This window comes from Candidatus Eisenbacteria bacterium, from assembly GCA_016867715.1.
Taxonomy (GTDB): Bacteria; Orphanbacterota; Orphanbacteria; order Orphanbacterales; family Orphanbacteraceae; genus VGIW01.
Window position 1 is genome coordinate 22,911 of sequence record VGIW01000011.1, and the last position, 23,833, is coordinate 46,743.

At 66.5% G+C, this 23,833-nt stretch carries 20 protein-coding genes; 19 read left to right on the forward strand and 1 reads right to left on the reverse strand.

Features of this window, described 5'->3' with window-relative positions:
- The first annotated feature begins 7 nt into the window (after positions 1 to 7).
- The 6 genes from FJY73_03755 (at position 8) to FJY73_03780 (ending at position 6,479) form a co-directional block, all read left to right on the forward strand.
- The gene (locus FJY73_03755; GenBank protein ID MBM3319774.1) at positions 8 to 376 is read left to right on the forward strand and encodes a response regulator; all 369 of its coding nucleotides are present in this window, start codon (positions 8 to 10) and stop codon (positions 374 to 376) included.
- 19 nt (positions 377 to 395) lie between these two features.
- Positions 396 to 1,553 (forward strand): HD domain-containing protein, encoded by a 1,158-nt coding sequence (locus FJY73_03760; protein ID MBM3319775.1) that lies wholly within the window; start codon positions 396 to 398, stop codon positions 1,551 to 1,553.
- Positions 1,554 to 1,694: 141 nt separating this feature from the next.
- Positions 1,695 to 4,127, forward strand: a complete 2,433-nt coding sequence (gene priA / locus FJY73_03765; protein ID MBM3319776.1) for a primosomal protein N' — start codon at positions 1,695 to 1,697, stop codon at positions 4,125 to 4,127.
- Positions 4,128 to 4,366: 239 nt separating this feature from the next.
- Positions 4,367 to 5,506, forward strand: coding sequence for a right-handed parallel beta-helix repeat-containing protein (locus tag FJY73_03770; GenBank protein ID MBM3319777.1), 1,140 nt, complete (start codon positions 4,367 to 4,369; stop codon positions 5,504 to 5,506).
- Positions 5,507 to 5,838: 332 nt separating this feature from the next.
- Positions 5,839 to 6,066, forward strand: a complete 228-nt coding sequence (locus FJY73_03775) for an AbrB/MazE/SpoVT family DNA-binding domain-containing protein (GenBank protein MBM3319778.1) — start codon at positions 5,839 to 5,841, stop codon at positions 6,064 to 6,066.
- A gap of 2 nt (positions 6,067 to 6,068) precedes the next feature.
- Complete coding sequence (locus FJY73_03780; GenBank protein MBM3319779.1) at positions 6,069 to 6,479, forward strand: type II toxin-antitoxin system death-on-curing family toxin; 411 nt, start codon at positions 6,069 to 6,071, stop codon at positions 6,477 to 6,479.
- Between the two features lie 26 nt (positions 6,480 to 6,505).
- Here the strand turns inward: FJY73_03780 and FJY73_03785 are convergent, their stop codons facing one another.
- Positions 6,506 to 8,074, reverse strand: a complete 1,569-nt coding sequence (locus FJY73_03785; GenBank protein ID MBM3319780.1) for a sulfatase — start codon at positions 8,072 to 8,074, stop codon at positions 6,506 to 6,508.
- 589 nt (positions 8,075 to 8,663) lie between these two features.
- Here FJY73_03785 and FJY73_03790 point away from each other — a divergent pair.
- The 13 genes from FJY73_03790 to FJY73_03850 all read left to right on the forward strand — a co-directional run bounded on the left by FJY73_03790 (position 8,664) and on the right by FJY73_03850 (position 23,819).
- On the forward strand, positions 8,664 to 9,695 hold the full coding sequence (locus tag FJY73_03790; protein MBM3319781.1) for a tetratricopeptide repeat protein: 1,032 nt from the start codon (positions 8,664 to 8,666) through the stop codon (positions 9,693 to 9,695).
- 263 nt (positions 9,696 to 9,958) lie between these two features.
- Complete coding sequence (rho, locus tag FJY73_03795; protein ID MBM3319782.1) at positions 9,959 to 11,206, forward strand: transcription termination factor Rho; 1,248 nt, start codon at positions 9,959 to 9,961, stop codon at positions 11,204 to 11,206.
- A 41-nt stretch (positions 11,207 to 11,247) separates the two neighbouring features.
- On the forward strand, positions 11,248 to 11,472 hold the full coding sequence (gene rpmE / locus FJY73_03800; GenBank protein MBM3319783.1) for a 50S ribosomal protein L31: 225 nt from the start codon (positions 11,248 to 11,250) through the stop codon (positions 11,470 to 11,472).
- Positions 11,473 to 11,838: 366 nt separating this feature from the next.
- Positions 11,839 to 12,738 (forward strand): DUF1385 domain-containing protein, encoded by a 900-nt coding sequence (locus tag FJY73_03805; GenBank protein MBM3319784.1) that lies wholly within the window; start codon positions 11,839 to 11,841, stop codon positions 12,736 to 12,738.
- On the forward strand, positions 12,728 to 13,798 hold the full coding sequence (gene prfA, locus FJY73_03810; protein MBM3319785.1) for a peptide chain release factor 1: 1,071 nt from the start codon (positions 12,728 to 12,730) through the stop codon (positions 13,796 to 13,798). Before FJY73_03805 ends, prfA begins: the two co-directional genes overlap by 11 nt.
- A 231-nt stretch (positions 13,799 to 14,029) precedes the next feature.
- A complete protein-coding gene (prmC, locus tag FJY73_03815; GenBank protein ID MBM3319786.1) occupies positions 14,030 to 14,935 on the forward strand; it encodes a peptide chain release factor N(5)-glutamine methyltransferase in 906 nt (301 codons plus the stop codon).
- Positions 14,936 to 16,189, forward strand: a complete 1,254-nt coding sequence (gene murA / locus FJY73_03820; GenBank protein MBM3319787.1) for a UDP-N-acetylglucosamine 1-carboxyvinyltransferase — start codon at positions 14,936 to 14,938, stop codon at positions 16,187 to 16,189.
- Entirely contained in the window at positions 16,186 to 18,093 is a 1,908-nt protein-coding gene (gene selB, locus FJY73_03825; GenBank protein ID MBM3319788.1) for a selenocysteine-specific translation elongation factor, read from the forward strand. Before murA ends, selB begins: the two co-directional genes overlap by 4 nt.
- 4 nt (positions 18,094 to 18,097) lie before the next feature.
- The gene (gene ltaE / locus FJY73_03830) at positions 18,098 to 19,123 is read left to right on the forward strand and encodes a low-specificity L-threonine aldolase (protein MBM3319789.1); all 1,026 of its coding nucleotides are present in this window, start codon (positions 18,098 to 18,100) and stop codon (positions 19,121 to 19,123) included.
- Positions 19,124 to 19,136: 13 nt separating this feature from the next.
- Entirely contained in the window at positions 19,137 to 20,348 is a 1,212-nt protein-coding gene (gene rsmI / locus FJY73_03835) for a 16S rRNA (cytidine(1402)-2'-O)-methyltransferase (protein MBM3319790.1), read from the forward strand.
- Between the two features lie 296 nt (positions 20,349 to 20,644).
- Positions 20,645 to 21,196, forward strand: coding sequence for a hypothetical protein (locus FJY73_03840; GenBank protein ID MBM3319791.1), 552 nt, complete (start codon positions 20,645 to 20,647; stop codon positions 21,194 to 21,196).
- Between the two features lie 194 nt (positions 21,197 to 21,390).
- Positions 21,391 to 21,969, forward strand: coding sequence for a CDP-alcohol phosphatidyltransferase family protein (locus tag FJY73_03845; protein MBM3319792.1), 579 nt, complete (start codon positions 21,391 to 21,393; stop codon positions 21,967 to 21,969).
- Positions 21,970 to 22,178: 209 nt separating this feature from the next.
- Positions 22,179 to 23,819: a S41 family peptidase gene (locus FJY73_03850; GenBank protein ID MBM3319793.1), complete on the forward strand. Its 1,641-nt coding sequence runs from the start codon at positions 22,179 to 22,181 to the stop codon at positions 23,817 to 23,819.
- Positions 23,820 to 23,833: the final 14 nt, after the last annotated feature.

Below are 23,833 nucleotides of genomic sequence, written 5' to 3' on the forward strand. Positions count from 1 at the left end.
GAGCAACGTGGCGAAGAAGATCCTGGTCGTCGACGACGAGGTGTACATCCTGCACATCCTCGACTTCAGCCTCGGCGCGGAAGGATACGAGGTTCTCACCGCGGCCGACGGCGAGGAAGCGGTCCGCCTCGCGCGGACGGAGAAGCCCGATCTCATCGTTCTCGACATCATGATGCCGAAGGTGGACGGCTTCGAGGCGTGCCGCCGGCTGAAGGCGGATCCGGAAACGAGCCCGATCCCGGTGATCCTGCTCACCGCGAAGGGGCGCGAAGTGGACCGGCAGGTGGGGATGGAGGTCGGCGCGGACGACTACATCGTGAAACCGTTCAGCCCGACTCGTCTCATCGAAAAGATCGAGAACTATTTGAACGTGTAGGATTCCGCGAGGTGCGCCGGTGAAGGACACGCTGGTCGAGAAGCCCAAGACGACGACAACGGGGCGCCCGCGGCGGCTGCGCGGCGCGTCCTCGAGGTTCGGCGAGAACCTTGACGTCTGGGCGGCCTATCTGAGCAACGAGAGGGCCGACAGCGAGGAGACCACCGAGGGGGTCGTGTGGAAGGCGGTCGAGACGCTCATCGACGTGAGCGGCGCGGACGGGTGCTCAGTCGCCCTCGCCGATTGGGGAGTCGAGATGCTTTCCGAGCGAAGAAACGGCGACCTCGTCCGGAAGACCAGCCTCCGCGACACGATGGTCGCGCACGGAACGATCGGCCACGAGGCGCTCCGCACCGGCGTCCCCCAAGCGGTCTACGAGGTCAATCGCGACAGCGTCCATCACTATCCGGACACGGTCCGGAGCGGGCGGTATGCCTCGGCCGCGTGCTTTCCCCTCGGCCATCGCGGGCGCTCGCTCGGTGTGTTGACGTTTCTGTATCGCAAGCCGCGCCGCTTACAGCGGAGGGACAAGGACCTCGGCGTGATCCTCGCGCACTCGATGGCGCTCGCGATCGACAACTCGCTTCTCGTCTCGGAAGGAAAGCAGAACCGTCTCGTCACCGTGCAGGCGCTCATCCGGTCGCTCGAGGCGAAGGACTCGGAGACTTCTTACCATTCCCTTCGCGTGACGCAGCACGCCACCGTTCTCGCCGAGGAGATGGGCCTCTCGCCGCGCCAGGTCGAGGCGGTCCAGTACGGCGCGACCCTCCACGATCTCGGGAAGATCGGGGTGCTCGGGCCGATCCTGAACAAGAAGGGGAAGCTGGACGAGGACGAGCTCGCTCTCATCCGCCGCCATCCGGTGATCGGGGCTCGCATCGTCGAGAACGTGGACTACCTCCACGCGGCGGTTCCGATCATCCGCCACCATCACGAGCGGTGGGACGGGGAGGGCTACCCGGACGGCATCCGCGGCGAGAAGATTCCGCTCGGCGCGCGGATCGTCTCGATCCCCGATTTCTACGACGCGCTCACGACGAGCCGGCCCTATCGCCCGGCGTACAGCCACGAGAAAGCGGTGCGAATGGTGCGCGAGCGGATCGGCACCGCGTTCGACCCGGACATCGCCAAGATCTTCCTCTCCATCCAGGAAGGGTGGAAGAACCCCGCGCAGTAGTTCAACGCGTTCTTCCCGATTGTCTCCGATTCGTCGCCCGTCTTTCCGCACGTCCAACCGTGGAGCGGGCGCCGCACTCACCGTCCGCGCCGGCCGTGGTATGATCGTCCCGATCCGGGCCCTCGCCCGGCGGAGATGCGCGTGCCTTCCCGATTCCTCGTCGTCGCCGTTCCGACACCGGCCCGCAAGGAGTTTACGTATCGCGCTCCATCGGGAGAACCGGCGGATCTCGTCGGCCGCCGCGTCGTCGTCCCCTTCGGTCCGCGCCGGATGACCGGCGTCGTCGTCGGCACGACCGACGAGCCTCCTCCCGTCGAAGCGAAGGAGGTGCTCGAGGTCCTGGACGAAGAGCCGGTCGTGAGCGCTTCCATGCGGGAGCTGACCCGGTGGGTCGCGGACTACTACCTTGCCTCGTGGGGGGAGGCGCTCCACGCGGCGCTCCCTCTCGCGCTCGGCCGCCGGAGCCGGCGAAGCGCGGTGTGGGTCGGCGAGGGCGAAGCGATCGCGCGGGAAGGTCTCGATCGTCGCGTCGCCGAAGAGGTGGCGCGGCGGAAGACGATCCCCGTCCGGGCGCTCGCGCGGCGCCTCGGGGAGAGTCCCGCGCGCGTCGAGGGGGCGCTCCGCCGGCTCGAGGCGTCCGGACATTTGAAAGTTCAAGCGATTCTCTCCGAACCGGGCGCGCGAAGCCGCACCGAAACGTGGGTCGAGATCCTCCCGGAGGGGTGCCGGGACGCGGCGCTCGAAGCGCTTCGAAAGAACGCGGTCCGCCAGAGGGAGTGTCTTCTTCTTCTTCGCGAGAAGCGGCGCCTCCGCCGATCGGTCCTCTTCCGGTTCGGGAACGCCGTCGAGGCGCTCGAGAAGCGGGGCTTCGTGCGCAAGACGGAAGAGGAAGTCGTCCGAATCGCCGACGGCGCGGGCGCGGAGCCGATCGTGGTGAACCCGCCGCTCACCCCCGAGCAGACCGAGGCGCTCCGACCGGTCGAGGAGGCGATCCGCGCGGGGCGATTCGAAGCGCATCTTCTCTACGGGATCACCGGTTCGGGGAAGACCGAGGTCTACCTCCGGGCCGCTTCCGTCGCGAGGAGCATCAAGCGGTCGGTCCTCGTTCTCGTTCCGGAGATCGCGCTCACCCCGCAAACGGTGGGGCGTTTTCGCGCGCGCTTCGGCGAGGAGGTCGTGGTTCTTCATAGCGCGCTGAGCGCGGGGGAGAGACACGACACGTGGCGCGAGATCCACCGCGGGCGCTTTCCGGTGGTGGTCGGGGTGCGCTCGGCGCTCTTCGCGCCGCTCCCGAACCTCGGGCTCCTCGTGGTCGACGAGGAGCACGACGCGAGCTACAAGCAAGGCGAGAGCCCGCGCTATCACGGGCGGGACGGCGCGGTCGTGCGGGCGCGCCTCGAGAAGGTCCCGGTTCTTCTCGGGAGCGCGACGCCGAGCATCGAGTCGTACTACAACGCCAGGAGCGGGAAGTACCGCATGTCCGTCCTTCCGACCCGCATCGAGAACCGCCCGCTCCCGGCGATCACCATCGTCGATCTTCATCTCGTCCCGCCGAAGGAGAGGCGCGGCGTTCTCTCTCCTCTTCTCGTCGAGAAGATCGGAGCGGTCCTCGAACGGGGCGAGCAGGCGATGGTCTTCCTGAACCGGAGGGGATACGCGCCCTTTCTCCGATGTCCGGACTGCGGGCATGTTCCCCGCTGCGCGCATTGCGCGGTGACCTTCACGTTTCATCGAAGGGAGCCGATCCTCCGCTGTCACTATTGCGGGACCGAGGAGGAAGCGCCGGCGGTCTGCCCGAAGTGCGGCGGCGCGCGGATCGGCCATCGAGGGGCCGGAACGCAGCGCGTGGAAGAGGATCTCGCGGAGGTCTTTCCGTTCGCGCGCATCGCGCGCATGGATCTCGACACGACGCGCCGGAAGGACTCCGCCCGCTCGATCCTCGGCGAGTTCGGCGAGGGGAAGGTGAACCTCCTCATCGGGACGCAGATGATCGCGAAGGGGCACCATTTCCCCGGCGTCTCCCTCGTCGGCGTCGTGAACGCCGACACCGCGCTTCATCTTCCCGACTTCCGCGCGGCGGAGCGGACCTTCCAGCTTCTCCTCCAGGTCGCGGGAAGGGCGGGCCGCGGGGACCGAGAGGGAGAGGTTGTCATCCAAACCTTTCACCCGTTGCACTATGTCCTTCGATCGGCGGTTCTTCACGAGTACGAGCCGTTCGCGGTGCGCGAGCTCGACGATCGGCGCGCGCTCCACTACCCGCCCTACTCGCGCGTTCTCGCCCTCACGTTTCGGGGGAAGAAGGGGGCGGTCGTTCGAAGCGCGGCGGCGCGCTTCCGCGAGGCGCTTTCCGCGGACGCGCGGGTTCGTCCTCTCGTTTGGGAGATCCTCGGGCCGGTGCCGGCGGCGATCGCGAAGATCCGCGACCGCGTGCGCTGGAGGATCCTGATCAAGGGGCGCGTCGAGAGATGGCGGACGCTCCGAGCGGTTCTCGCCGAGCATCTCGACGACGCGCGAAAAGGGCGGGGCCTCCGCTCCGAGATCCTCGTCGACGTCGACGCGTACGATCTTCTCTGACGATCTTCGATCCTCGGAACGAGGACCGCCGCCCTCGGGCGCCCCTGCGTTGCTCGACGAAGGGACGTTTCGGGTCTATATAATGAAACCAGATCCGCCGACCGCCCGAGTGTCTTCTTCGCGAGATGTCTTCCCCTGGAGATCGCGGGAAGGGGATCGCTCGACCGCCCGCCGGCTCGCCGTGGGCGCCGAGCCGGCGGCGAGGAATCGCAAAGGGGGCGAAGGGTATGAAAGGAGCGATGGTTCTCTTCGCGCTTGGGATCCTCGTGGTCCCCGCGACGGGCGCATCCGCGCGCACCTGGTACATCCTGCCGGATGGCTCCGGAGATGCTCCGACCATCCAAGCGGGGATTGACTCTGCAACCGTCGGAGATACCGTTCTTGTCGGGTGCGGGATCTACTATGAGTACAACGTCCGCATGAAGTCCGGAGTCTGCCTCCGGAGCGAGACGGGAGATCCCGACTGTGCGACCATCGATGCGCAGAGTCTCGGCAGAGTACTGAATTGTCGCAACATCCAAGTAGACGCTCGCATTGAAGGGCTCACGTTGACCGGGGGTTATTGTGAGGGGAACGCGGGTGGCATCTACTGTGTCGAGGTTTGTCGCGTGTCGATCGTGAACTGTATGATCAGAGACAATCGTGCCGGATGGGGTGGGGGCATCGGCATTGGTGGGCACTCCTCTCCGACGATCCGGGACTGCGAGATCTACCGCAACACTGCTTTCTATCCCTATGAGTATGCCGGATCAGGGGGAGGTGTGTACATGGGGAGCACATCGGGCGCAGTGCTTGCTCGTTGCACAGTCTACGGGAATAGTGCCGTGATCGGGGGAGGGGTTGGGTGTGACATGTACGGAGCTCCGTTGATCACGGATTGCGTGATTACCGGCAACACGGCCTCCGCAAGAGGTGGTGGGATCGGATGCGAAATCTACTCGAGCCCGACCTTTGTGAGCTGCACGGTCGCCGGGAACTTTTCAGCCAGGGGAGGGGGGATCGATTTCTACGGGAGCTACGCAACGCTGGAACGCTCGATTGTTTGGGGAAACTGCGCGGGGCTGTTCGGGGATGAGATTCGATTGTGGGGAACGGGGACATCAGTCTCGGTGAGTTGTTCTGCCGTGGATACTTCAGGAATCGTTGGAGATAGTTTGATCTCTTGGGGAGTGGGGAATGTATTCGAGGATCCCCTCTTTTGCGGCCCAGAGAACTGCGAGAGCGCGCCGACGACTTTGGGCGACTACACGCTGTCCAGTACGTCTCCCTGCCTGAATGCTCCCGGCTGTGGTCAGATCGGCGCGCTGGGGCTTGGCTGTTCCGGTCCGACGCGAACCGAGGAGACCTCCTGGGGCACGATCAAGAGGCTCTTTCGATAGGGCGACCCGCGTTCGTGACTGTGCGCCGCCTTCCCCTGCTCTCCCCTCTGGAGGAAATCGGTCGGGAGACGGTCCGGCGCCTGATCCTGTGTGCCTAACGATCGAAGCGATTCGTTCCGTGACCTAAATGGCACGCCGCATCGCCGCCCTCATCGCTCTCGGTCCCGCTCTCGACACGAACTACCGCGCGGTCGTCGAGGCGACCTACCCCTGGCCGGGTTCCTCGGCGCGCGGAGCGGTCGCCCGACGAGCCGAATAGTCGCCGCGGTTGCCAGAGTAGCACTTCTGTGCTACACTCCCTTTCGTAAGTCTCTTTGGATGGAGGAAGATCCATGACGAAGAAGCTCGTCCTAAGACGCGTGGGCGGATCGATCGGCGCCACGCTCCCCAAGGAGCTGGCCGACCGGTTCCGCCTCGTCCCCGGCGATTCGGTGCTCGCGGTCGAGACGGAGAGCGGGATCTTGCTCACCCCCTACGACCCGACCACGGAACGCGCTCTCGCGATCGCCGCGCGCGCGACAAGGAGATTCCGGAACGCGCTTCGCGAGCTGGCCAAGTAAGGATGGGAGCGCGTAGGCGCCGGCCGATCTGGCTCGATCGTATCGTTCTCGACGCGGTCCATCTCGACACGATCCGCACGCACGGCGGGCTCCTCGGAGTTCGCGACGAGAACGCGCTCGAGTCGGCGCTTGCCCGGCCGCGCAACCTCTACGCGTACGGACGGAAGAGGGACCTCGCCGCGCTCTCCGCCGCGTACGGCTTCGCCCTCGCCAGGAGCCATCTCTATCGCGACGGGAACAAGCGGGTCGCCTTCCTTGCGATGGTCGTCTTTCTCGGTCTAAACGGCTTCGATCTCGAAGCCGCCGAAGAGGAAGTCGTCTCCGTGATGGTGGGCCTCGCCGCCGGGAGCGTGACCGAACGGAGCCTCGCGGGATGGATCCGCTCGCACGCGGTGCCCGCTTCAGAAGACTGATGCGGCGGGAACGCCGCCGATTCGAGCTACTGGATATACCCCAGATCCCGGAGGGCGCGCAGCGTCTCGCCGTCGATCTTGTCCTTGAAGGTGGAGCCGCTCGTCTCCTCCGCGATCCAATCGAGGAGAAGCCGTTTCAGGGAGTCGAGCCGGGCCGGTTCCGCGGCGGCACGATCGTTCGTTTCGCGAGGATCGTTCGTTAAATCATAGAGCTCGAAACGATCCCCCTCCGGCTTCGGGATGAGGATGAGCTTGTGGTCGTCCGCCCGGACCATGCGCCAGCGTCCCGCGTCTCCGTCCACCGTCCAGCGCGGGTTCTCCTCCTCGAGGTTCCCGACGATCGTCCGCCCGTTCTCGCCGAAGACCGCGCGGAACCGCTCCTCTTCGGCCCCGCGAAGGAGGGGTGCGAAGCTTCTCCCCTCGAGACCCGGCGGGATCGGCGCGCCCGCGAGATTGAGAATGGTCGGCATCACGTCGAGGCCGCTCGCGACTCGCGAGATCTTCGTCCCGGGCGCGACCTCGGGCGGGTAGGAGACGGCGAGGGGGACCATCATGCACGGGTCGTAGAGAAAGTGCGTGTGCGCGAAGTAGAGCCCGTGCTCGCCGAGGCTCTCCCCGTGGTCCGCGGTGATCGCGACGATCGTCTTGTCGAGGAGGCGCATCTTCTGGAGCCTGTCGAGAACGCGGCCGATCTCGTCGTCGGTGAAGCGGATCTCCGCGTCGTAGAGGTCGATGTTCTTCCGAACCCGGTCCTCGGGGAGATCGAGATCGAAGATCTTCCGCCGCCCGTCCGGCCACTCGAGATCGGTGAGCTCATCGACGCCGGTCCCCGAATCGAACATGCGCGCGTACTCCTCCGGCGGCTCGTAGGGGAAATGGGGATCGAGATAGTGGAGCCAGAGGAAGAACGGGGTCCGCGCCCCCGAGTCGAGCCAGCGGAGCGCGCGCTCGGTCACCGCGTCCGCGCGATGGCTTCTCTCCGGCTTTCGGACGCCGAGGCGCCGGAGCGCGTGCGCGAGAAGGGTCACGTCGAAACGGACCGGCGTTCCGATCCTTTCGAAGAGAAGGAATCCCTGGCCGAAGCCCCACTCGGGGACGAGGAGCCCGTGCGAGGAGAAGGCGGCGGTCAGGTACCCTTCGTCACGGAGGACCTCTGCGAGCGTGACGTGGTTCGGGGCGAGGAGGTTCGGGTGGTTTCGGACGCCGTGCGTGTGCGGGTAGAGCCCCGTGAGGAGGCTCGCCGTCGAGGGCTGCGTGAAGGGGGTCGCGGCGACGACGTTCGTGAAGAGCGCCCCTTGCGCCGCCGTCCGATCGAACGCGGGGGAGGTCTCGCGCGGGTATCCGTACGCGGAGAGGTGGTCGCTCCGAAGCGTGTCGATCGTGATGAAGAGAACGTTCGGCCGATCGCGCGACCCGCAGCGCTGAAGCGCCTCGCCGATCGCGCCGGACGCGACCGCGAGGATCGCGAGCACAAGAGGCGGCGCGAGAAGAGAAGAAGTGCGGCCCGCGATCGCCCGCTCCGGCGCCGCGCGGCGCGCGCCGCGAGGAGGGCGGGGAGAAGCGTGACGAGCGCGATCAGCGCAACCGCCGCCCACGTGAACGGGTTTCGGAGCGGGGGAAGATAGAGCCTCCGGGCCCAGTACGCCGCCGGAAGGAAGAGAGCGAGGAAGGAGGCCGCTCCGATCGCGAGCGCGCGGATCGAACGTCCCTCGCGCCCTCGTCCTCGCCCCTCCGGCCCCGCGCCCCGGCGAGAAGCGCGAGCGCTCCGAATCCCGCCGCGCCGAGCAGGCCGTAGAGAAACGCCTGCACCAGCGTCGCGGCCGCCCACCCGAGCGCGCCCGGGTACCAAGCCGGGTAAAGGAATCGGATCAGGAAGCCTTCGAGAAGCCCGGCGGCGGCGAGCCCGCAGAAAACCCTGCGCCGGCGGCGAAACGAGCGGCCATCCTTGAACCCCTTTCCATCGCCGGGAGAAGGGAACGCGCTTCCCAACTCGGGCGCCCCGATCCTAGCACGCGCGCCGCTCGCTCGCCACCTCTCCCGGATCTTGCCCCGCGGCCGCGGGGGGAGTGCTTTTCGCTTGACACGCGATCGGGGAAAACCCTATCGTGTCGATGGTTCCGATCGTCTCTCCGGAACCGCTTCGGCACCCAGGTCATCGCCAGAGGCCCCGGCCAAGGAGTTGCCATGACTCGGAAGCTATGGATCGTGACGTTGTCGCTGTCGATCCCCGCTCTTCTCCTCTCCTGCGCGAACGCGCACTTCGTCGGCGGGAAGAACTACGTCAACCAGCAGGTCTGGGACAAGGCGGCGGCCGAGCTCGAGATCGCCGTCGAGCAGCAGCCGAACAACGCGGAGGCATGGTACAACCTCGGCATCGCCCGTGGGGAGCTCGGTCGAAAGAGCGGGGAGGAGGCGGAGTTCCGAAGGGCGGGGGAGGCGTTCCGGCGCACGAAGGAGCTCACGAGCAAGTTCGACGCCGAGGTCGACCAGAGGGTGGACTACTTCTGGGAGGACCTCGCCGCGCGCGGGCAGGAGTTCGAGGCGGGCGGGCGCTACGAGGACGCCGCGCGGAGGTTCGAGAGCGCGCTCCTGCTCAAGCCCGATCACGTCGCGAGCTACAGCTACCTCGCGCAGCTCTACTCGCGGATGGGGGACGTGGAACGGGCGGCCGAGAAGTACGAGGCGGCGCTCGAACGCCAGCCGGACAATGACACCACGCTCACGAACTACGCGAAGTTCCTCGAGGACAGCGGTCTCGAGGAGCGCGCCATCCCGCTTTTCGAGAAGCTCCTCGTGCAGCGTCCGGACGACGACAACCTCCTCCATCATCTCGCGGGGCTCTATTGGGAAGAAGGACAACAGGAGAAGGCGATCGAGATCTACCATCGGATGAAGGACCCGACCGTCCTCATGAATCGTGGCTACGACGCGGACGCGGCTGAAGATCACGAGTCCGCTCTCCGATACTATGAGATGGCGAGGGATGTCGCCGAGCCCGGGTCCGAGGTTTACCTCGACGCGTTTTACAACGCTATCGTCGCGGCCTACAAGGGTCAGAACTACACGCGGGCGATCGAGCTCGGGGAGAAGCTGGTCGAAGAGCAGCCGGACGATCCTCGGAACTGGCGGATTCTCGGGAACAGCTACGCCCGCGCCCGGATGGGCGAGAAGTCGCTCCGCGCGTTCGAGCGGGCCCAGGCGCTCGAGGGGAAATGACGGGCCCGGGGCGGCCTATTCCTCTTGACAGAGGGAGGGATCTGGAATAGACTGAAAGCGATCGTTGGAAATCGAGCACCCCCTACGGGTCTCCCTGACAGAACCAGATTCATCTCCGACGAGCAAGGCAGCGAATAACCCAGGCAAACGTTGGGCATGATCTTCCACGGCAGGCGGGTGCGCTCCCCGGGCTCTCCGCGAGGGGCGGGAGGAACCGGGATTCGGCACGGCTCTTTGTGTTCCCGATCAAGCGAGGTGTATCCGTGGATTTGGCCGAACTGAAAACCAAAACGATTCCGGAGCTGCAGAGCGTCGCGCAGGAGCTGAACCTGACCGGCCTCTCCGGTCTCAGGAAGCAGGAGCTCATCTTCCGAATACTCGGCGCCCAGACCGAGAAGAACGGCCTCATCTTCGGCCAGGGCGTGCTCGAGATCCTGCCCGAAGGGTACGGGTTCCTTCGCTCCCCGGAATACAACTATCTTCCGAGCCCGGACGACATCTACGTTTCTCCTTCACAGATCAAACGTTTCGACCTCCGTACCGGAGACACGGTCTCCGGGCAAGTTCGCCCGCCGAAGGAGAGCGAGCGCTACTTCGCGCTTCTCCGCGTCGAGGCGATCAACATGGAGAACCCGGAGGTCGCGCGGCAGAAGACGCTCTTCGACAACCTGACGCCCCTCTATCCGAACGAGCGGATTCCGCTCGAGCACGACCCGAAGGAGATCTCCACCCGGATCGTCGACCTCCTCTCGCCGATCGGACGCGGCCAGCGAGGCCTCATCGTCTCCCCGCCGAAGAGCGGCAAGACGATCCTCCTGCAGCAGATAGCGAACGCGATGACGGCGAACGCCCCGGACATCATCCTCATCGTGCTTCTCATCGACGAGAGGCCCGAGGAGGTCACCGACATGGAGCGCTCGGTGAAGGGCGAGGTGATCAGCTCGACCTTCGACGAGCCGGCGCAGAGGCACGTGCAGGTGGCCGAGATGGTGATCGAGAAGGCGAAGCGCCTCGTAGAGCACGGGCGCCACGTCGTGATTCTCCTCGATTCGATCACGCGGCTCGCGCGGGCGCACAACACGGTCGTTCCGCACAGCGGCAAGATCCTCTCCGGAGGCGTCGACTCGAACGCCCTCCAGAGGCCGAAGCGCTTCTTCGGCGCGGCCCGGAACATCGAGAACGGCGGGAGCCTCACGATCATCGCGACCGCCCTCATCGATACCGGAAGCCGGATGGACGAGGTGATTTTCGAGGAGTTCAAGGGGACGGGAAACATGGAGCTCGTGCTCGACCGGAAGCTCGCCGACCGGCGGATCTTCCCGGCGATCGATTTGAACAAGTCGGGCACGCGAAAGGAAGAGCTCTTGATGAAGCCGGACGTGCTGAACCGCGTCTGGATTCTGCGGAAGTTCCTCTCTGAGAGGAACTCGATCGAAGCGATGGAGTTCCTCGTCGAGAAGATCATCAAGACGAAATCGAACAAGCAGTTCTTGGAGTCGATGAACCAATAGGGGGGCTTCCCCGAAGCGGGCGGCACCCGAAGGACGAAGCGATGAGACAGGGTATTCACCCCGAGTATCACCAAACGACGATCACCTGCGTGTGCGGGAACCGGATCGAAACCGGTTCAACCGTGAAGAACATCCGGATCGAGATCTGCTCGAGCTGCCACCCCTTCTTCACCGGGCGGCAGAAGCTGGTCGACACGGCCGGCCGTGTCGAGCGGTTCCGCCGGAAATACAAGATGCAGGAGCCGAAGGAAGAGACGGGGAAGTAGCGTCTTCGAGCGTCGAGCGCCGGCCGGGGGCGGGTCCGCCTCCGGCCGTCGCTCGTTCGATTTGTGAGATGAGCCGGGAGCGCCAAGCCCGGATTACTGTCCATCCGTCAGAAGGATGCTCCTTGCGCGGCCGCCGGGGCGCGGGGCGAGGGGGTGAGCCGGCGAGTTCCCGAGCGCGCCGCGGAAGTGGTGACACCATTTCCCGCTGCCGTTGGCCGGGCGCGCGAGGGGTGTCTGAGCCGGCACCCCCTTGCCCCGGGCCCCGGGCGAGAAGACAGATGTCGTTCTTCTGTCGCATGGACACCAGAGGGAGCGATGGAAAAGAAGAGCACTCGCGGGAGGCGATCCGATCGTCTCGGCAAGACGATGTTCAACAAGATCGGCGGCCAGGCGGTCATCGAGGGGGTCATGATGCGCGCCCCGGGCGCGGTCGCGACCGCGGTGCGCCGCCCGGACGGCACGATCTCCGTCCGCCGCCGCGAATTCCGTTCGGCCGCCGAGAAGTTCCGCCTCTTCCGCCTTCCGATCCTGCGGGGAGCGGTCGCTCTCATCGAATCGCTCTCTCTCGGCATGGGCGCTCTTCTCTTCTCCGCCGAGGAAGCGGCCGGAGAGACGACGAAGGAAGCCCCGGAGAAGACGCGATGGACCCTCTGGCTCGTGCTCGCCGGATCGCTCCTTCTCGGCATCGGGTTCTTCTTCTATCTCCCGCTCCTTCTCACCGAATGGACCGGCGTTCGCGGCGGGCTCGCGTTCAACGTCATCGACGGGATCATCCGTCTCGTCTTCCTTCTCGCCTACGTGAAGGCGATCAGCCTCTGGGGGGAGATCCGGCGGGTGCTCGCGTACCACGGCGCGGAGCACAAGTCGATCTTCAACCTCGAATCGGGACGCGAGCTTTCCGTCGAGAACGCGCAGAGCTTCACGACGCTCCATCCGCGCTGCGGGACGAGCTTCCTCTTCATCGTGATGATCGTGAGCGTGCTCGTCTTCTGTCTTCTCGGGCGGCCGGACGGGATCGCGGATCGGCTTGTCCGCCTCGCGTTTCTTCCCCTGATCGCCGGGGTTTCCTACGAGATCTTGAAGCTCTCGGGGAAATGGGCGGACCGGCCGTGGATGGCTCCGCTCGTTCGGCCCGGGCTCTACCTTCAGACGATGACGACCCGCGAGCCGACGGCCGATCAGGTCGAGGTCGCTCTTGCCGCGCTTCGCGCCGCTCTCGGGGAGAGTCTCGAGGACCGGGAGGAATTGTTGAAGCATGTTGGATAAGCTGGCGGAGATCCGCAGGAAGTTCCAGGATCTGACCGACGCGCTCGCCGATCCGGAGACGGTGGCTCATCCGAAGCGCCTCGCCGAGATCGGAAAAGAGAGGATGCGGCTCGATTCGATTCTCCGCTCGGGGGAACTCTACGAGCGGCTTCTCCGGCAGCGTTCGGAGGCGGAGGAGCTCCTGAAAGACGGAAAGGACAAGGATCTCGCCGATCTCGCGCGCGCCGATCTCGAGGAGGCGGAGCGAGCCCTGCCGGCGGCGGAGGCGGAGTTCCGAAGGCTCCTTCTCCCCGAGGACGAGCGCGATCACCGGGACGTCATCGTGGAGATCCGCGCCGGGACGGGGGGCGAGGAAGCCTCTCTCTTCGCGGCCGATCTCTATCGGATGTACGTCCGCTATTCCGAATCGATGGGATGGAAGCATCAAGTGCTCGAATCGAACCCGACCGAGCTCGGCGGGTTCAAGGAGATCATCTTCGGCGTGGCGGGGGAAGGGGCGTATCGCCGCCTGAAGTTCGAGAGCGGCGTCCACCGCGTGCAGCGGGTCCCCGAGACCGAAGCGAGCGGACGGATCCACACGTCGGCGGCGACGGTCGCGATCCTTCCCGAGGCGGACGAGGTCGAGATCAAGATCGACCCCTCGGATCTCCGAATCGAGGTGATGCGCGCCTCCGGGCCGGGCGGCCAGAGCGTGAACACGACCGACTCGGCGGTCCGGGTCACCCACGTTCCGACCGGGCTCGTCGTCCGCTGCCAAGACGAGAAATCGCAGCACAAGAACAAGGCGCGCGCCCTTCAGATCCTCCGCGCCCGGCTCTACGACCGGAAGGTCGAGGAGGAAGAGAAGAAGGTCGCCGCCGAGCGCCGCTCCCAAGTCGGATCCGGGGACCGGAGCGCCAAGATCCGCACCTATAACTTCCCGCAGGGGAGGGTCACCGATCATCGGATCGGGTTGACCCTCCACAAGCTCGATCGTATTCTGGACGGCGAGCTCGACGAGCTCGTGGAAGCGCTCACCCGCGCCAGCCAGGAGGAGCAGCTCCGCTCCGTCGCGAAGTGATCCTTCGGCGAGTGCCGCTCCAACTATCTTTGGCAAACGGTTCGGGAGCGGCACTTCGCGGGGAAGGCCCCGCCGCTTGCTGAGGGCCCTTCGGGCCGCAAGGGCCTGGCCCTCCCCGCGGGCCCTACCGGGAGGGGAAGAGCGCTTCCCCTCCCGGACCTTCCCGCGCGTGCCGGCCCGGGGCGTGCGAGGACCGAGGCAGAGCAAGTTGGGCCGGCACTGGGAGGAGCGATGGAGAAGCCCGCGCGCGCATGGACCGTCCTTCCCCTCCTCGAGACGACCGCGCGTTTTTTCAAAGATAAAGGAATCGAGAGCCCGCGCGTCGACGCGGAGCTGCTCCTCGCGCATCTTCTCGGCGCGCGGCGCATCGATCTCTACCTTCAGCACGACCGCCCCCTCGCGGAGGTTGAGATCTCCCGCTTCCGCGAGATGGTCCGCGCGCGCGCGAACGGGACGCCGGTCCAGCGGATCGCGGGCGGGACCGAGTTCTACTCGATTCCGCTCGCGGTGGCGGACGGGGTCTTCATCCCGCGTCCGGAGACGGAGCTTCTCGTCGACCGGGGGATCGCGTTTCTTCGGAAGAACGAGGGGATCAAGGAGCCGCTCGCGCTCGACGCGGGGACCGGAACCGGTGCGATCGCGATCGCGCTCGCGAAGAACGTCGCCGGCCTCCGCGTCCTCGCGGTCGACCGGTCGCCGGAGGCGGCCGCGTGCGCGCGCGAGAACGCCGCGCGCGCGGGGGTCGCGGATCGGGTCGAGGTGATCGAGGGGGACTTCGCCGAGGCGCTTCGGGAGCGCCCCGGGAGGATCGCGCTCGTCGTCTCGAACCCGCCCTACGTGACGGCGGCGGAGATGGAGACGCTCCCCGTCGAGGTGCGGGAGCACGATCCCGGAACGGCGCTCCGAGGGGGGACGGACGGACTTGACGCGTACCGCGCGCTCGTTCCCGCCGCGTCGATCGCGCTCGCGCCCGGCGGGATGCTCCTCCTCGAGGTGAGCGACGCGATCGCGGAGGGAGCCCGGAGGCTCGTCGAGGCGGACGGGCGATTCGCCGAGGCGGCGATCGAGAAGGATTACGCGGGAAGGAAGCGCGTCCTCTCCGCGATCGCGGGTTCGATTGAGAAGGAGGACGGGTAAGTGGACGCGTTTCGGATCGAGGGGGGAGCGAAGCTCACCGGCGAGGTGCGGATCTCGGGGTCGAAGAACGCGGTGCTGCCGATTCTTTGCGCGACGATCCTCGCGCCCGGAACCTACCGCCTGGAGAACGTGCCGGTCCTCCGCGACGTCGCGACGCTGACCACGCTTCTTCGCACGCTCGGGATCCGCGTCGTTCGCGAGGGGAACGCGCTCCTCGTCGACTCGCGCGGAGCGGTTCCGAACGAAGCGCCCTACGAGCTCGTTCGCACGATGCGCGCCTCGGTCTACGTGCTCGGCCCGATTCTCGCGCGCTTCGGGCACGCGCGCGTCTCCCTCCCCGGCGGGTGCGCGTGGGGCCCGCGCCCGATCGATTTCCACCTGAAGGCGATGGAGGCGCTCGGAGCCGTGATCCGCCTCGACCACGGCGTCATCGACGCGATCGGCGCGCCGCTCCGAGGGGCGGAGATCCGTTTCCCATTCTCGTCGGTCGGCGCGACCGGGAACGCCGTGATGGCCGCCGTCCTCGCCGAGGGGACGACGACGATCTTCAACGTCGCCCGCGAGCCGGAGATCACCTCGCTCTCTCTGTTCCTCCGCGCGATGGGGGCGGCGATCGAGGGGATCGGAACGGAGAAGCTCGTGATCGAAGGGGCGCGGGAGCTGCATCCGGCCGACGCGCGCGTCATCCCCGATCGGATCGAGACCGGGACGTATCTCGTCGCGGGCGCGCTCACCGGAGGCGATCTCCTTCTTCGCGACACCGAGCCGGCGCACAACGAGGCGGTGCTCGCGGCGCTCCGCGAGGCGGGGGTCACAATCGACGTCGACGGAACCGACATCCGCGTCCGCTCCGGAGGCCAGCTCCGCTCGCTTGAAGTGGAAACCGCTCCGTATCCGGGCTTCCCCACCGACATGCAGGCGCAGCTCATGGCGCTTCTCATGCTCGCGGAAGGGACGAGCGAAATCGTCGAGACGATCTTCCCCGACCGCTTCAAGCACGTGCCCGAACTCTGCCGCCTCGGCGGATCGATCCGCGTCGAGGGGAACCGGGCGCTCGTGCGCGGGGTCGGGGCGCTCACCGGCGCGAACGTGATGGCGAGCGACCTTCGCGCGAGCGCCGCGCTCATCCTCGCGGGGCTCGTCGCCGAAGGGACGACCGAGGTCTCGCGCATCTACCACATCGACCGCGGCTACGAGCGGATCGAGGAGAAGCTCTCCGGCGCCGGCGCGCGGATCTGGAGGGTGCGCCGGTGAGGATCAGCCGCGTCGTCGGGACGGCCGGCCACATCGACCACGGCAAGACCGCGCTCGTCAAGGCGCTCACCGGCGTCGACACGGACCGTCTCCCGGAGGAGAAGGAGCGGGAGATCTCGATCGACCTCGGCTTCGCTCCGATCGATCTCCCCGGCGGCGTGCGCGCGGCGGTCGTCGATGTCCCCGGGCACGAGCGCTTCGTGAAGAACATGCTCGCCGGCGTCGGCGGGATCGACGCGGTCCTCTTCACGATCGCCGCCGACGAGGGGGTGATGCCGCAGACCTCCGAGCATCTCGAGATCCTGCACTATCTGGGGGTGCGCGCGGGGGTCGTCGTCCTCACCAAGTCGGACCTCGTGGACGAGGAGATGATCGAGCTGGTCCGCGAGGAAGTAGAGGAGACGCTTCGCGGGACGACGCTTGAGGGAGCGCCGATCATCGCCGCGTCGGCCCTCACAGGGATGGGGCTCGAGGAGGTCGCGCGCACGCTGGTGCGCGTTCTCGAAGAAGCCCCCGCCCGCCCCGATCCGGGGTTCTTTCGCCAGCCGGTCGATCGGGTCTTCTCCTCGCGCGGCTTCGGGACCGTCGTGACCGGAACGGTCTGGTCGGGGAGCGCCCGGGTCGGCGACCGGCTCCTGGTCCTCCCGCGCGGCGCGGAAGTTCGCATTCGAAAGATCGAGGTCTTTAGCGAAGAAGTCGAGGAGGCGCGGCCCGGGCAGCGAACCGCGCTCGCCCTGCACGGCGTCTCGCGCGAGGAGGTCGCGCGGGGGGACGTCCTCGTCACGCCGAAGATTCTTCTCCCGACGCACATGATCGACGCGCGCTTCTCGCTCGCGCGCTCGGCGAAGGCGATCCGGAATCGCCAGCGGATCCGCTTCCATCACGGTGCCGCCGAGGTGCTCGGGCGAGTCGTTCTTCTTGAATCGGAGACGATGGCGCCCGGCTCGGAGGCGTTCGTCCAAGTCCGCTTGGAAGGGCCGATCGTCGTGGCGCGCGGCGATCGGTTCATCGTTCGCACCTACTCCCCTGCGCGGACGATCGGCGGCGGGACGGTGCTCGACGCCAACCCCTCGAAGCGAAAGGGGGCGGGGCGTAGCGACCTCGATTTCCTCGCCGTGTCCGAGGCCGGGGACCGCGGGGAGATGATCCGCTCGATCCTCCGCTCGTCCGGGAAGGGGACGGTCGCGGTCGCGGAGATCGCGAGGCGTCTTCAGGTCCTCGAGGGGGAAGCGCAGGAGGCGCTTCGCGCGCTCGAGAAGGAGAGCGAGGTTCGCTTTCTCGGCGCGGGCGTTCTTCTCGAAGAGACCGCCTCCTCGCTCAAGCGGGAGATCGAGGAGCGGGTGGAACGGGTCTCCGCGCGGGATCCGCTCCGGGCGGGCGTTCCCCGCGAGGAGATCCGGAGGGGACTTTCTCGAGAGGTCGATCTTTCGCTCTTTCAGGTTCTTCTCGGCGAGATGGCGGAGGCGGGGCGCGTCACGGTCCGCGGGGAGATGGTCCTCGCGGGGGGCGGAGCGCTCCCCGAGAAGGTGCGGGTTCTGGCGGAGAAGGTGGAGGGGATTCTAGAGAGACACCGATTGGCCCCGCCGCTTCCGGCGCAGATCGCCGAGGAGGCGGGCGTCGACGGAAGAGAGCTCCAGGCGGTTCTCGATCTTCTCGCGCGGCTCGGCCGGATCGTCAAGGTAACGCCGGGGCTCGTCTACCGACGTGCGGAGATCGACGAGATTCGGTCGCTCCTCCGAGGAGTTCTCCGCGAGAAGGGCGCTCTTTCGGTGAGCGACTTCAAGGAGAAGACCGGGGTGAGCCGCAAGTACGCGGTCCCCCTTCTCGAGTACTTCGACCGTGAGCGATGGACGCGCCGGGAGGGGGATCTCCGGGTCCCCGGCCCGGCGTTCGACAAGGAGTGAGCGGATGATCGATCTTCGAAGCGACACGGTCACGAAGCCGACCGCCGGCATGCGCGAGGCGATCGCTCGCGCGGAAGTGGGGGACGATGTTTTCGACGAGGACCCGACGATCCATCGCCTGCAGGAGCGCGTCGCTTCCCTTCTTGGGAAAGAGGACGCGCTCCTCGTGCCGAGCGGAACGATGGCGAACACGACGGCGGTCCTCACCCACACGGAGAGGGGAGACGAGGTGATCGCGGAAGAGGGAGCGCACGTCTTCAACTACGAGAGCGCCTCCTCGGCCGCGTTCGGCGGTCTTCAGTTCCGGACGATCCCGACGGCGGCGGGGTCCTTCACCCGCGAACAGATGATCGAGAAGATCCGCTTGTCGAACCTCCACCATCCGCGAACGCGGCTCGTCTGCATGGAGAACACTCACAACCGGGCGGGGGGAACGATCTATCCGATCGAGGAGATGCGTCGGATCGGCGCCGCTTGCCGGGAGAGAGGGATCCGCGTGCATCTCGACGGCGCGCGCCTCTGGAACGCGTCGGTGGCATCGAGAATCCCGATGGCGGAGTACGCCGCCTCCGCCGACTCGGTCTCCGTGTGCCTCTCGAAGGGGCTCGGCGCGCCGGTCGGGTCGCTCGTCTCGGGGACGAGGGAGTTCGTCGCGCGCGCGCGGAAGACTCGGAAGATGCTCGGCGGCGGCATGCGGCAGGCAGGCGTCCTCGCGGCGGCGGGGCTCTACGCGATCGAGCACCACGTCGATCGGCTCGCCGAAGATCACGAGAACGCGCGGCTCCTCGCCCGGACCCTCGACGGGATTCGCGGGGTTCGCGTCGACCTCGCGACCGTGCATACGAACATCGTCATCGCGGACGTGCGGGATCATCCGCTCGGCGAGACGGGGATCGTCGAGAAGATGAAGGAGAAAGGCGTCCTCTTCCTCGCGATCGGACCGGGACGCCTCCGTCTCGTCACGCATCTTGATGTCTCAAGATCTCAGGTGGAAGAGGCCTGCGCTCTCCTGTCGAAGGCGCTTTCGTAACAGGGAGGCTCGCTTGAGGGAGGATCGAAAGGCGCCGGGGACGCTTTTCCTCGTCGGAACGCCGATCGGGAACATGGGCGATCTCTCGCCGCGCGCGCGGGAGACGCTGGAGAGCGTTTCGCGGATCGCGGCGGAGGACACGAGGAGGACCGGTCTTCTTCTCTCGAGAATCGGCGTCCGGACGCCGATGGCCTCGTTTCACGCCCACAACGAAGCGAAGCGGATTCCGGAGATCCTCGCGCGTCTCGCGCGCGGGGAGAGCGTCGCGGTGGTCTCGGACGCCGGGAACCCGGGGATCTCCGATCCGGCGGAGCGGCTCGTGCGCGCGGCCGTGGAGAGCGGCTTCGCGATTGTTCCGATTCCGGGTCCGAGCGCGTTCGTCGCGGCGCTCGTCGCCTCCGGCCTCCCCTCCGGTTCCTTCGTGTTCGAAGGATATCTTCCGAGCCGCGCGAGCGCCCGGCGCGAAGCGCTTCGCGCGCTCCGAAGCGAACGAAGGACGATCCTCCTTCACGAATCGCCGAAGCGCGTGGCGGCGCTTCTCGATGATGTTCGGGACGTGCTCGGCGACCGCCGCGTCGTTCTCGCGCGCGAGATCACGAAGAAGTTCGAGGAGTTCGCGCGCGGGACCGCGGGGGAGCTTCTCGCGCGTCTTCGCGAGCGAGCGCCGAAGGGGGAGTTCGTCGTCGTCGTCGAGGGGGCGCCGCCCGGCGAGCCGCTCGAAGCGTCAAGAGTTCTCGGCATCGTGCGCGAGGAAATCGCCGCCGGCCGCACGCTCCGCGACGCGGTCCGCGCCGCCGCCCGCATCGCTCGTTGGAAGGAGCAAGAGGTGTATCGGCTCGCGAGCGAGGGGAGCCCGTTCGATGCTCCCTCTCATGAAGCGGAACAGGAGAGCGGATCGGGGCCGAAAAAATCACCGGTGTCCGAAGCGGATCGTTTCGTCCGCTACGTGATCCTTCTCACGATCGTCCGTCCCGAGCTTCTCTGCGAGGACCTCGTTCGCGCGCACGTGGCTCACCTGAAGCGGATCGAGGAACGTGGTCATCTCGAGCTGTGCGGGCCGTTCGCGGACAAGAGAGGGGGGATCGTGATCCTCCGCGGCGTGACCGAGGAGGATGCGCGCACTCTCGCCGAAGCGGATCCCTTCGTCTCTTCCGGAGCCGATCGCTACGAGCTCCGACGGCTCGATCTCTCCTCCCGCGACAACGACCACATGGGGATGGGATAGGGTTTCTCTCTCGCGGAGACCTCTTCGAAACACATACGGAAAGAACTGCCCGGCGGTCCGGCGGGGAGCAGCCTTCCGACGGACCGAGGTGGACGCTGCTCCTCGGCTCGTGCTATCTTACTATTGAAATCAACAAGTTGCCGGTCTTCTGGGGACAGCATGCTGATGTCGGGATGATTCGCGGCTTGCCCCGATCGCGGGCCGGACGAAATCGGTTTAGGCCGATGCTCGCCGGCTTGTGCTCCTTCGATAGAGGAGGGTATCGGTCGGGCGGTCGAGAGGGAGGAGGAAGCGCGATGTCGTCGAGGAAGATGTGCGTAGTTGTCATCGGGCTCGTCCTGCTTTCCGCCGTGAGCGCTCGCGCACAGTACACCGTGGAACTGGACTTGGACGACCACCTCGGCAACGGCCCGGACACCGTGTGCGTCGAGGTCGGCGAGGATGTCTGGGCGGACGTTTGGATTCACGGGCCCGAGGCTCTGTGGCACTTTGGCGTATGGCTGTGCAACCTGGACAGATGTCTTCAGTTCCGCGGATGGTATTGCAATCTCCCGCCAAGCTGGACCATCGTTCCCCCGCCCCCATGGGGCGAATGCGAACTGGTCCAAGGAGTGGATCTCACGATACCGCCGCAGCCGATCTCCCTTCCTTGGATGGTCTGCAGGGTCCGTTATCTCGCCGCGGTGGACCAGTGCATCGCGGATCTCACGATTGGTGCTGGTTCCGGGGTGGGGATCGTCGGTGGCGAGACCGTCTACTTCAACAGTTGGGTCGACGCAGCGGTGCGGATCGGGGCCACCTCAGTCGAGGAATCGTCGTGGGGGGCGATCAAGAGTCTCTTTCGGTGACGCGGCGGCTTGTTCCGGTACCTAGTACGTTCTCCCTGTAAGGCGTGTCAGAGCCGGCATCCTCTTGCCCCGGCCCCCGCTGAGACAGTATCTCGCGTGCTTTCGCCGGACCGAGATCACCCTCGCCTTGACGGAGCCTTCCCGAAGCTGATAGCGTGGCGCGCGGCTGTGGATTCGGCGCCGGAGAAGAGCTCATGTGCGCGCTCGTCAGCAAGGAAGGAAAGCAGCGCCTGCGGTCCTTCGCGGATCCGTTGGCGGGTCTTTTCGTTCGCGCGCGCGTGCACCCGAACGTGCTCACGGTCGCCGGGTTTCTCCTCGCGGTCGCCGCGGGGTATCTTCTAGGACTCGGTCATCTTCGCTCGGGAGCGATCGTCTTCCTCGCGGGCGGCCTCTTCGACATGCTCGACGGAGCGGTGGCGCGCGCCTCCGGAAAGGGGTCGCGCTTCGGGGCGTTCTTCGACTCGACGGTCGACCGTTACGCGGAGATCGTTCCGTATCTCGGGCTCTCCTTTTGGATGCGCGCCGACTCCCTCTTCTTTCTCCCGTTTCTCGTCATCACCGGTTCGCTCATGGTGAGCTACACGCGCGCGCGCATCGAGGGTCTCGGCGGGACGTGCGAGGTCGGGCTCCTCGAGAGGCCGGAGCGGATCGTGCTTCTTTTCCTCGGCCTTCTCCTCGGCGGCCGCGCGCTCACGGTCGCGCTCGTCCTCCTCGCGGCCGGCTCGCATTTCACCGCGTTTCAGCGGATGCGCCACGCCCGGCGGGTCCTGTAGGGACCATGTACCGAGTTGCTTGGAATCAGTGCGTGTCCCCGCCCTTTGCCTTGAGGAACCGTTTGTGGTATGTGTTGTTGTAGAGACGGAGGTCGAGGGCCCCCATGGCGGCCGATTCGGTCGGGCCGGCGGAAGACGCGGAGCGCCCCGGCGACCCGAGGAACCGGGCGCGATCGCCGTCGGGTCGCATCCAAGGGAAGGATAGGATCATGTCGAACATCCGCCGCCGTTTGCTTCTCGTCGGCGCCGTCGCTCTTCTCATCGGTTTCGCCGCGGTCGCCGGCCGCTCCGAAACGAAAGACGACAACGCGTACCGCCAGCTCCGGCGGTTCAGCGAGGTCCTCAACCGCATTCATTCCGAGTACGTCGAGGAGACCGAGATCGAGGATCTCATGGACGCGGCGATCCAGGGGATGGTGAAGAGCCTCGATTCGCACTCCCAGTACCTCGACCGGAAGCAGTACCGCGACCTGATGGTGGGGACGCAGGGGAGCTTCGGCGGGCTCGGCATCGTGATCTCGATTCGGGACCAGATCCTCACGGTGATCGCGCCGATCGAGGGGACGCCCGCCTCGCGTATGGGGATTCAGGGGGGAGATCAGATTCTCTTCATCGACGGCGAGTCGACCGAGGGCTTCACGGCGGACGACGCGGTGAACCGCCTGCGGGGCCCCGAGGGGACCGAGGTCACGATCAAGATCCGCCGCGAGGGGGAACCGGAGCTTCTCGAGTACACGATCACGCGCGAGATCATCAAGCTGAGATCGGTCCCGTATAAGTACGTGAGCGAGGACGGGATCGGGTACGTGCGCGTCTCGCAGTTTTCGAAGACGACGAGCGCGGAGCTCGACGCGGCGCTCGACAGCCTCGAGAAGGTCGGGATTCACGGGGTGATCGTCGATCTTCGCGCGAACCCGGGGGGCTTGCTCGAGCAGGCGGTCGAGGTGACCGATCTCTTCCTCGATCGCGGACAGATGATCACCTACACGCAGGGGCGGCGGAAGAGCTCGGAGAACCGCTTCGTGGACGGGCGGGAGGCGGAGCACGGCCGCATGCCGCTCGTCGTTCTCGTCGACGAGCACTCGGCGAGCGCCTCCGAGATCGTTTCCGGCGCGATTCAGGATTGGGATCGGGGTCTCGTGGTCGGGAAGACCACATTCGGGAAGGGATCGGTCCAGTCGGTCATCCCGCTCGACGAGGAGACCGGTCTCAAGCTGACCACCGCGAAGTACTACACGCCGAGCGGGCGGTGTATCCAGCGCGACGAGTTCAACCGCGGGAGCGGCCGCGCCGGGGAAGCCGACTCGGTCGCGGCCGGCGAGCGCGAGATCTTCCACACAAACGCCGGGCGTCCGGTCTACGGCGGCGGCGGCATCACGCCCGACATCGAGATCGAGCAGAGGAAGATGGAGGCTCTCGAGGCCCGCATCGAGCGCCGGGGCCTCTTCTTTACCTTCTCGGTCGAATATTTCCCGTATCATGCGATCGATGCGGAGTGGAACCCGGACGAAGAGGTCCTCGATCAATTCCGCAACTTCCTCACGGAGAGGGAGATCGAGTACACGCCGGAGGAGTGGGAAGCTTCGGATCTCTACGTGCGGAACGGAATCAAGCGAGAGCTTTTCCGGAAGGCGTTCGGGGACGAGGCGGCGTACGAGGTCCTGAACACGACCGACACCCAGCTCCAGGCGACGTTCGATCTCTTCCGAAAGGCGGGAACGCTCGAGGCGCTTTTCGCCCTGTCGAACGAGTGGAGGCTGGAGAGGGAGCGCGAGTCGGCGCTCGCGGGCGAGCCGGCGGCGCGGGACACTCTCGGGATGACGGTGCACGGAGAGCTGGACGGGGAGTAGAGAGCGGCGGAGCA

What these genes read in the sequence shown, in the direction of transcription:
- FJY73_03770 (MBM3319777.1), top strand. Translation starts at nt 4,367, where the DNA reads ATGGTTCTCTTCGCGCTTGGGATCCTCGTGGTCCCCGCGACGGGCGCA.
- FJY73_03775 (MBM3319778.1), top strand. Translation starts at nt 5,839, where the DNA reads ATGACGAAGAAGCTCGTCCTAAGACGCGTGGGCGGATCGATCGGCGCC.
- FJY73_03780 (MBM3319779.1), top strand. Translation starts at nt 6,069, where the DNA reads ATGGGAGCGCGTAGGCGCCGGCCGATCTGGCTCGATCGTATCGTTCTC.
- FJY73_03790 (MBM3319781.1), top strand. Translation starts at nt 8,664, where the DNA reads ATGACTCGGAAGCTATGGATCGTGACGTTGTCGCTGTCGATCCCCGCT.
- rpmE (MBM3319783.1), top strand. Translation starts at nt 11,248, where the DNA reads ATGAGACAGGGTATTCACCCCGAGTATCACCAAACGACGATCACCTGC.
- FJY73_03805 (MBM3319784.1), top strand. Translation starts at nt 11,839, where the DNA reads ATGTTCAACAAGATCGGCGGCCAGGCGGTCATCGAGGGGGTCATGATG.
- prfA (MBM3319785.1), top strand. Translation starts at nt 12,728, where the DNA reads ATGTTGGATAAGCTGGCGGAGATCCGCAGGAAGTTCCAGGATCTGACC.
- prmC (MBM3319786.1), top strand. Translation starts at nt 14,030, where the DNA reads ATGGAGAAGCCCGCGCGCGCATGGACCGTCCTTCCCCTCCTCGAGACG.
- ltaE (MBM3319789.1), top strand. Translation starts at nt 18,098, where the DNA reads ATGATCGATCTTCGAAGCGACACGGTCACGAAGCCGACCGCCGGCATG.
- FJY73_03840 (MBM3319791.1), top strand. Translation starts at nt 20,645, where the DNA reads ATGTCGTCGAGGAAGATGTGCGTAGTTGTCATCGGGCTCGTCCTGCTT.
- FJY73_03845 (MBM3319792.1), top strand. Translation starts at nt 21,391, where the DNA reads ATGTGCGCGCTCGTCAGCAAGGAAGGAAAGCAGCGCCTGCGGTCCTTC.
- FJY73_03850 (MBM3319793.1), top strand. Translation starts at nt 22,179, where the DNA reads ATGTCGAACATCCGCCGCCGTTTGCTTCTCGTCGGCGCCGTCGCTCTT.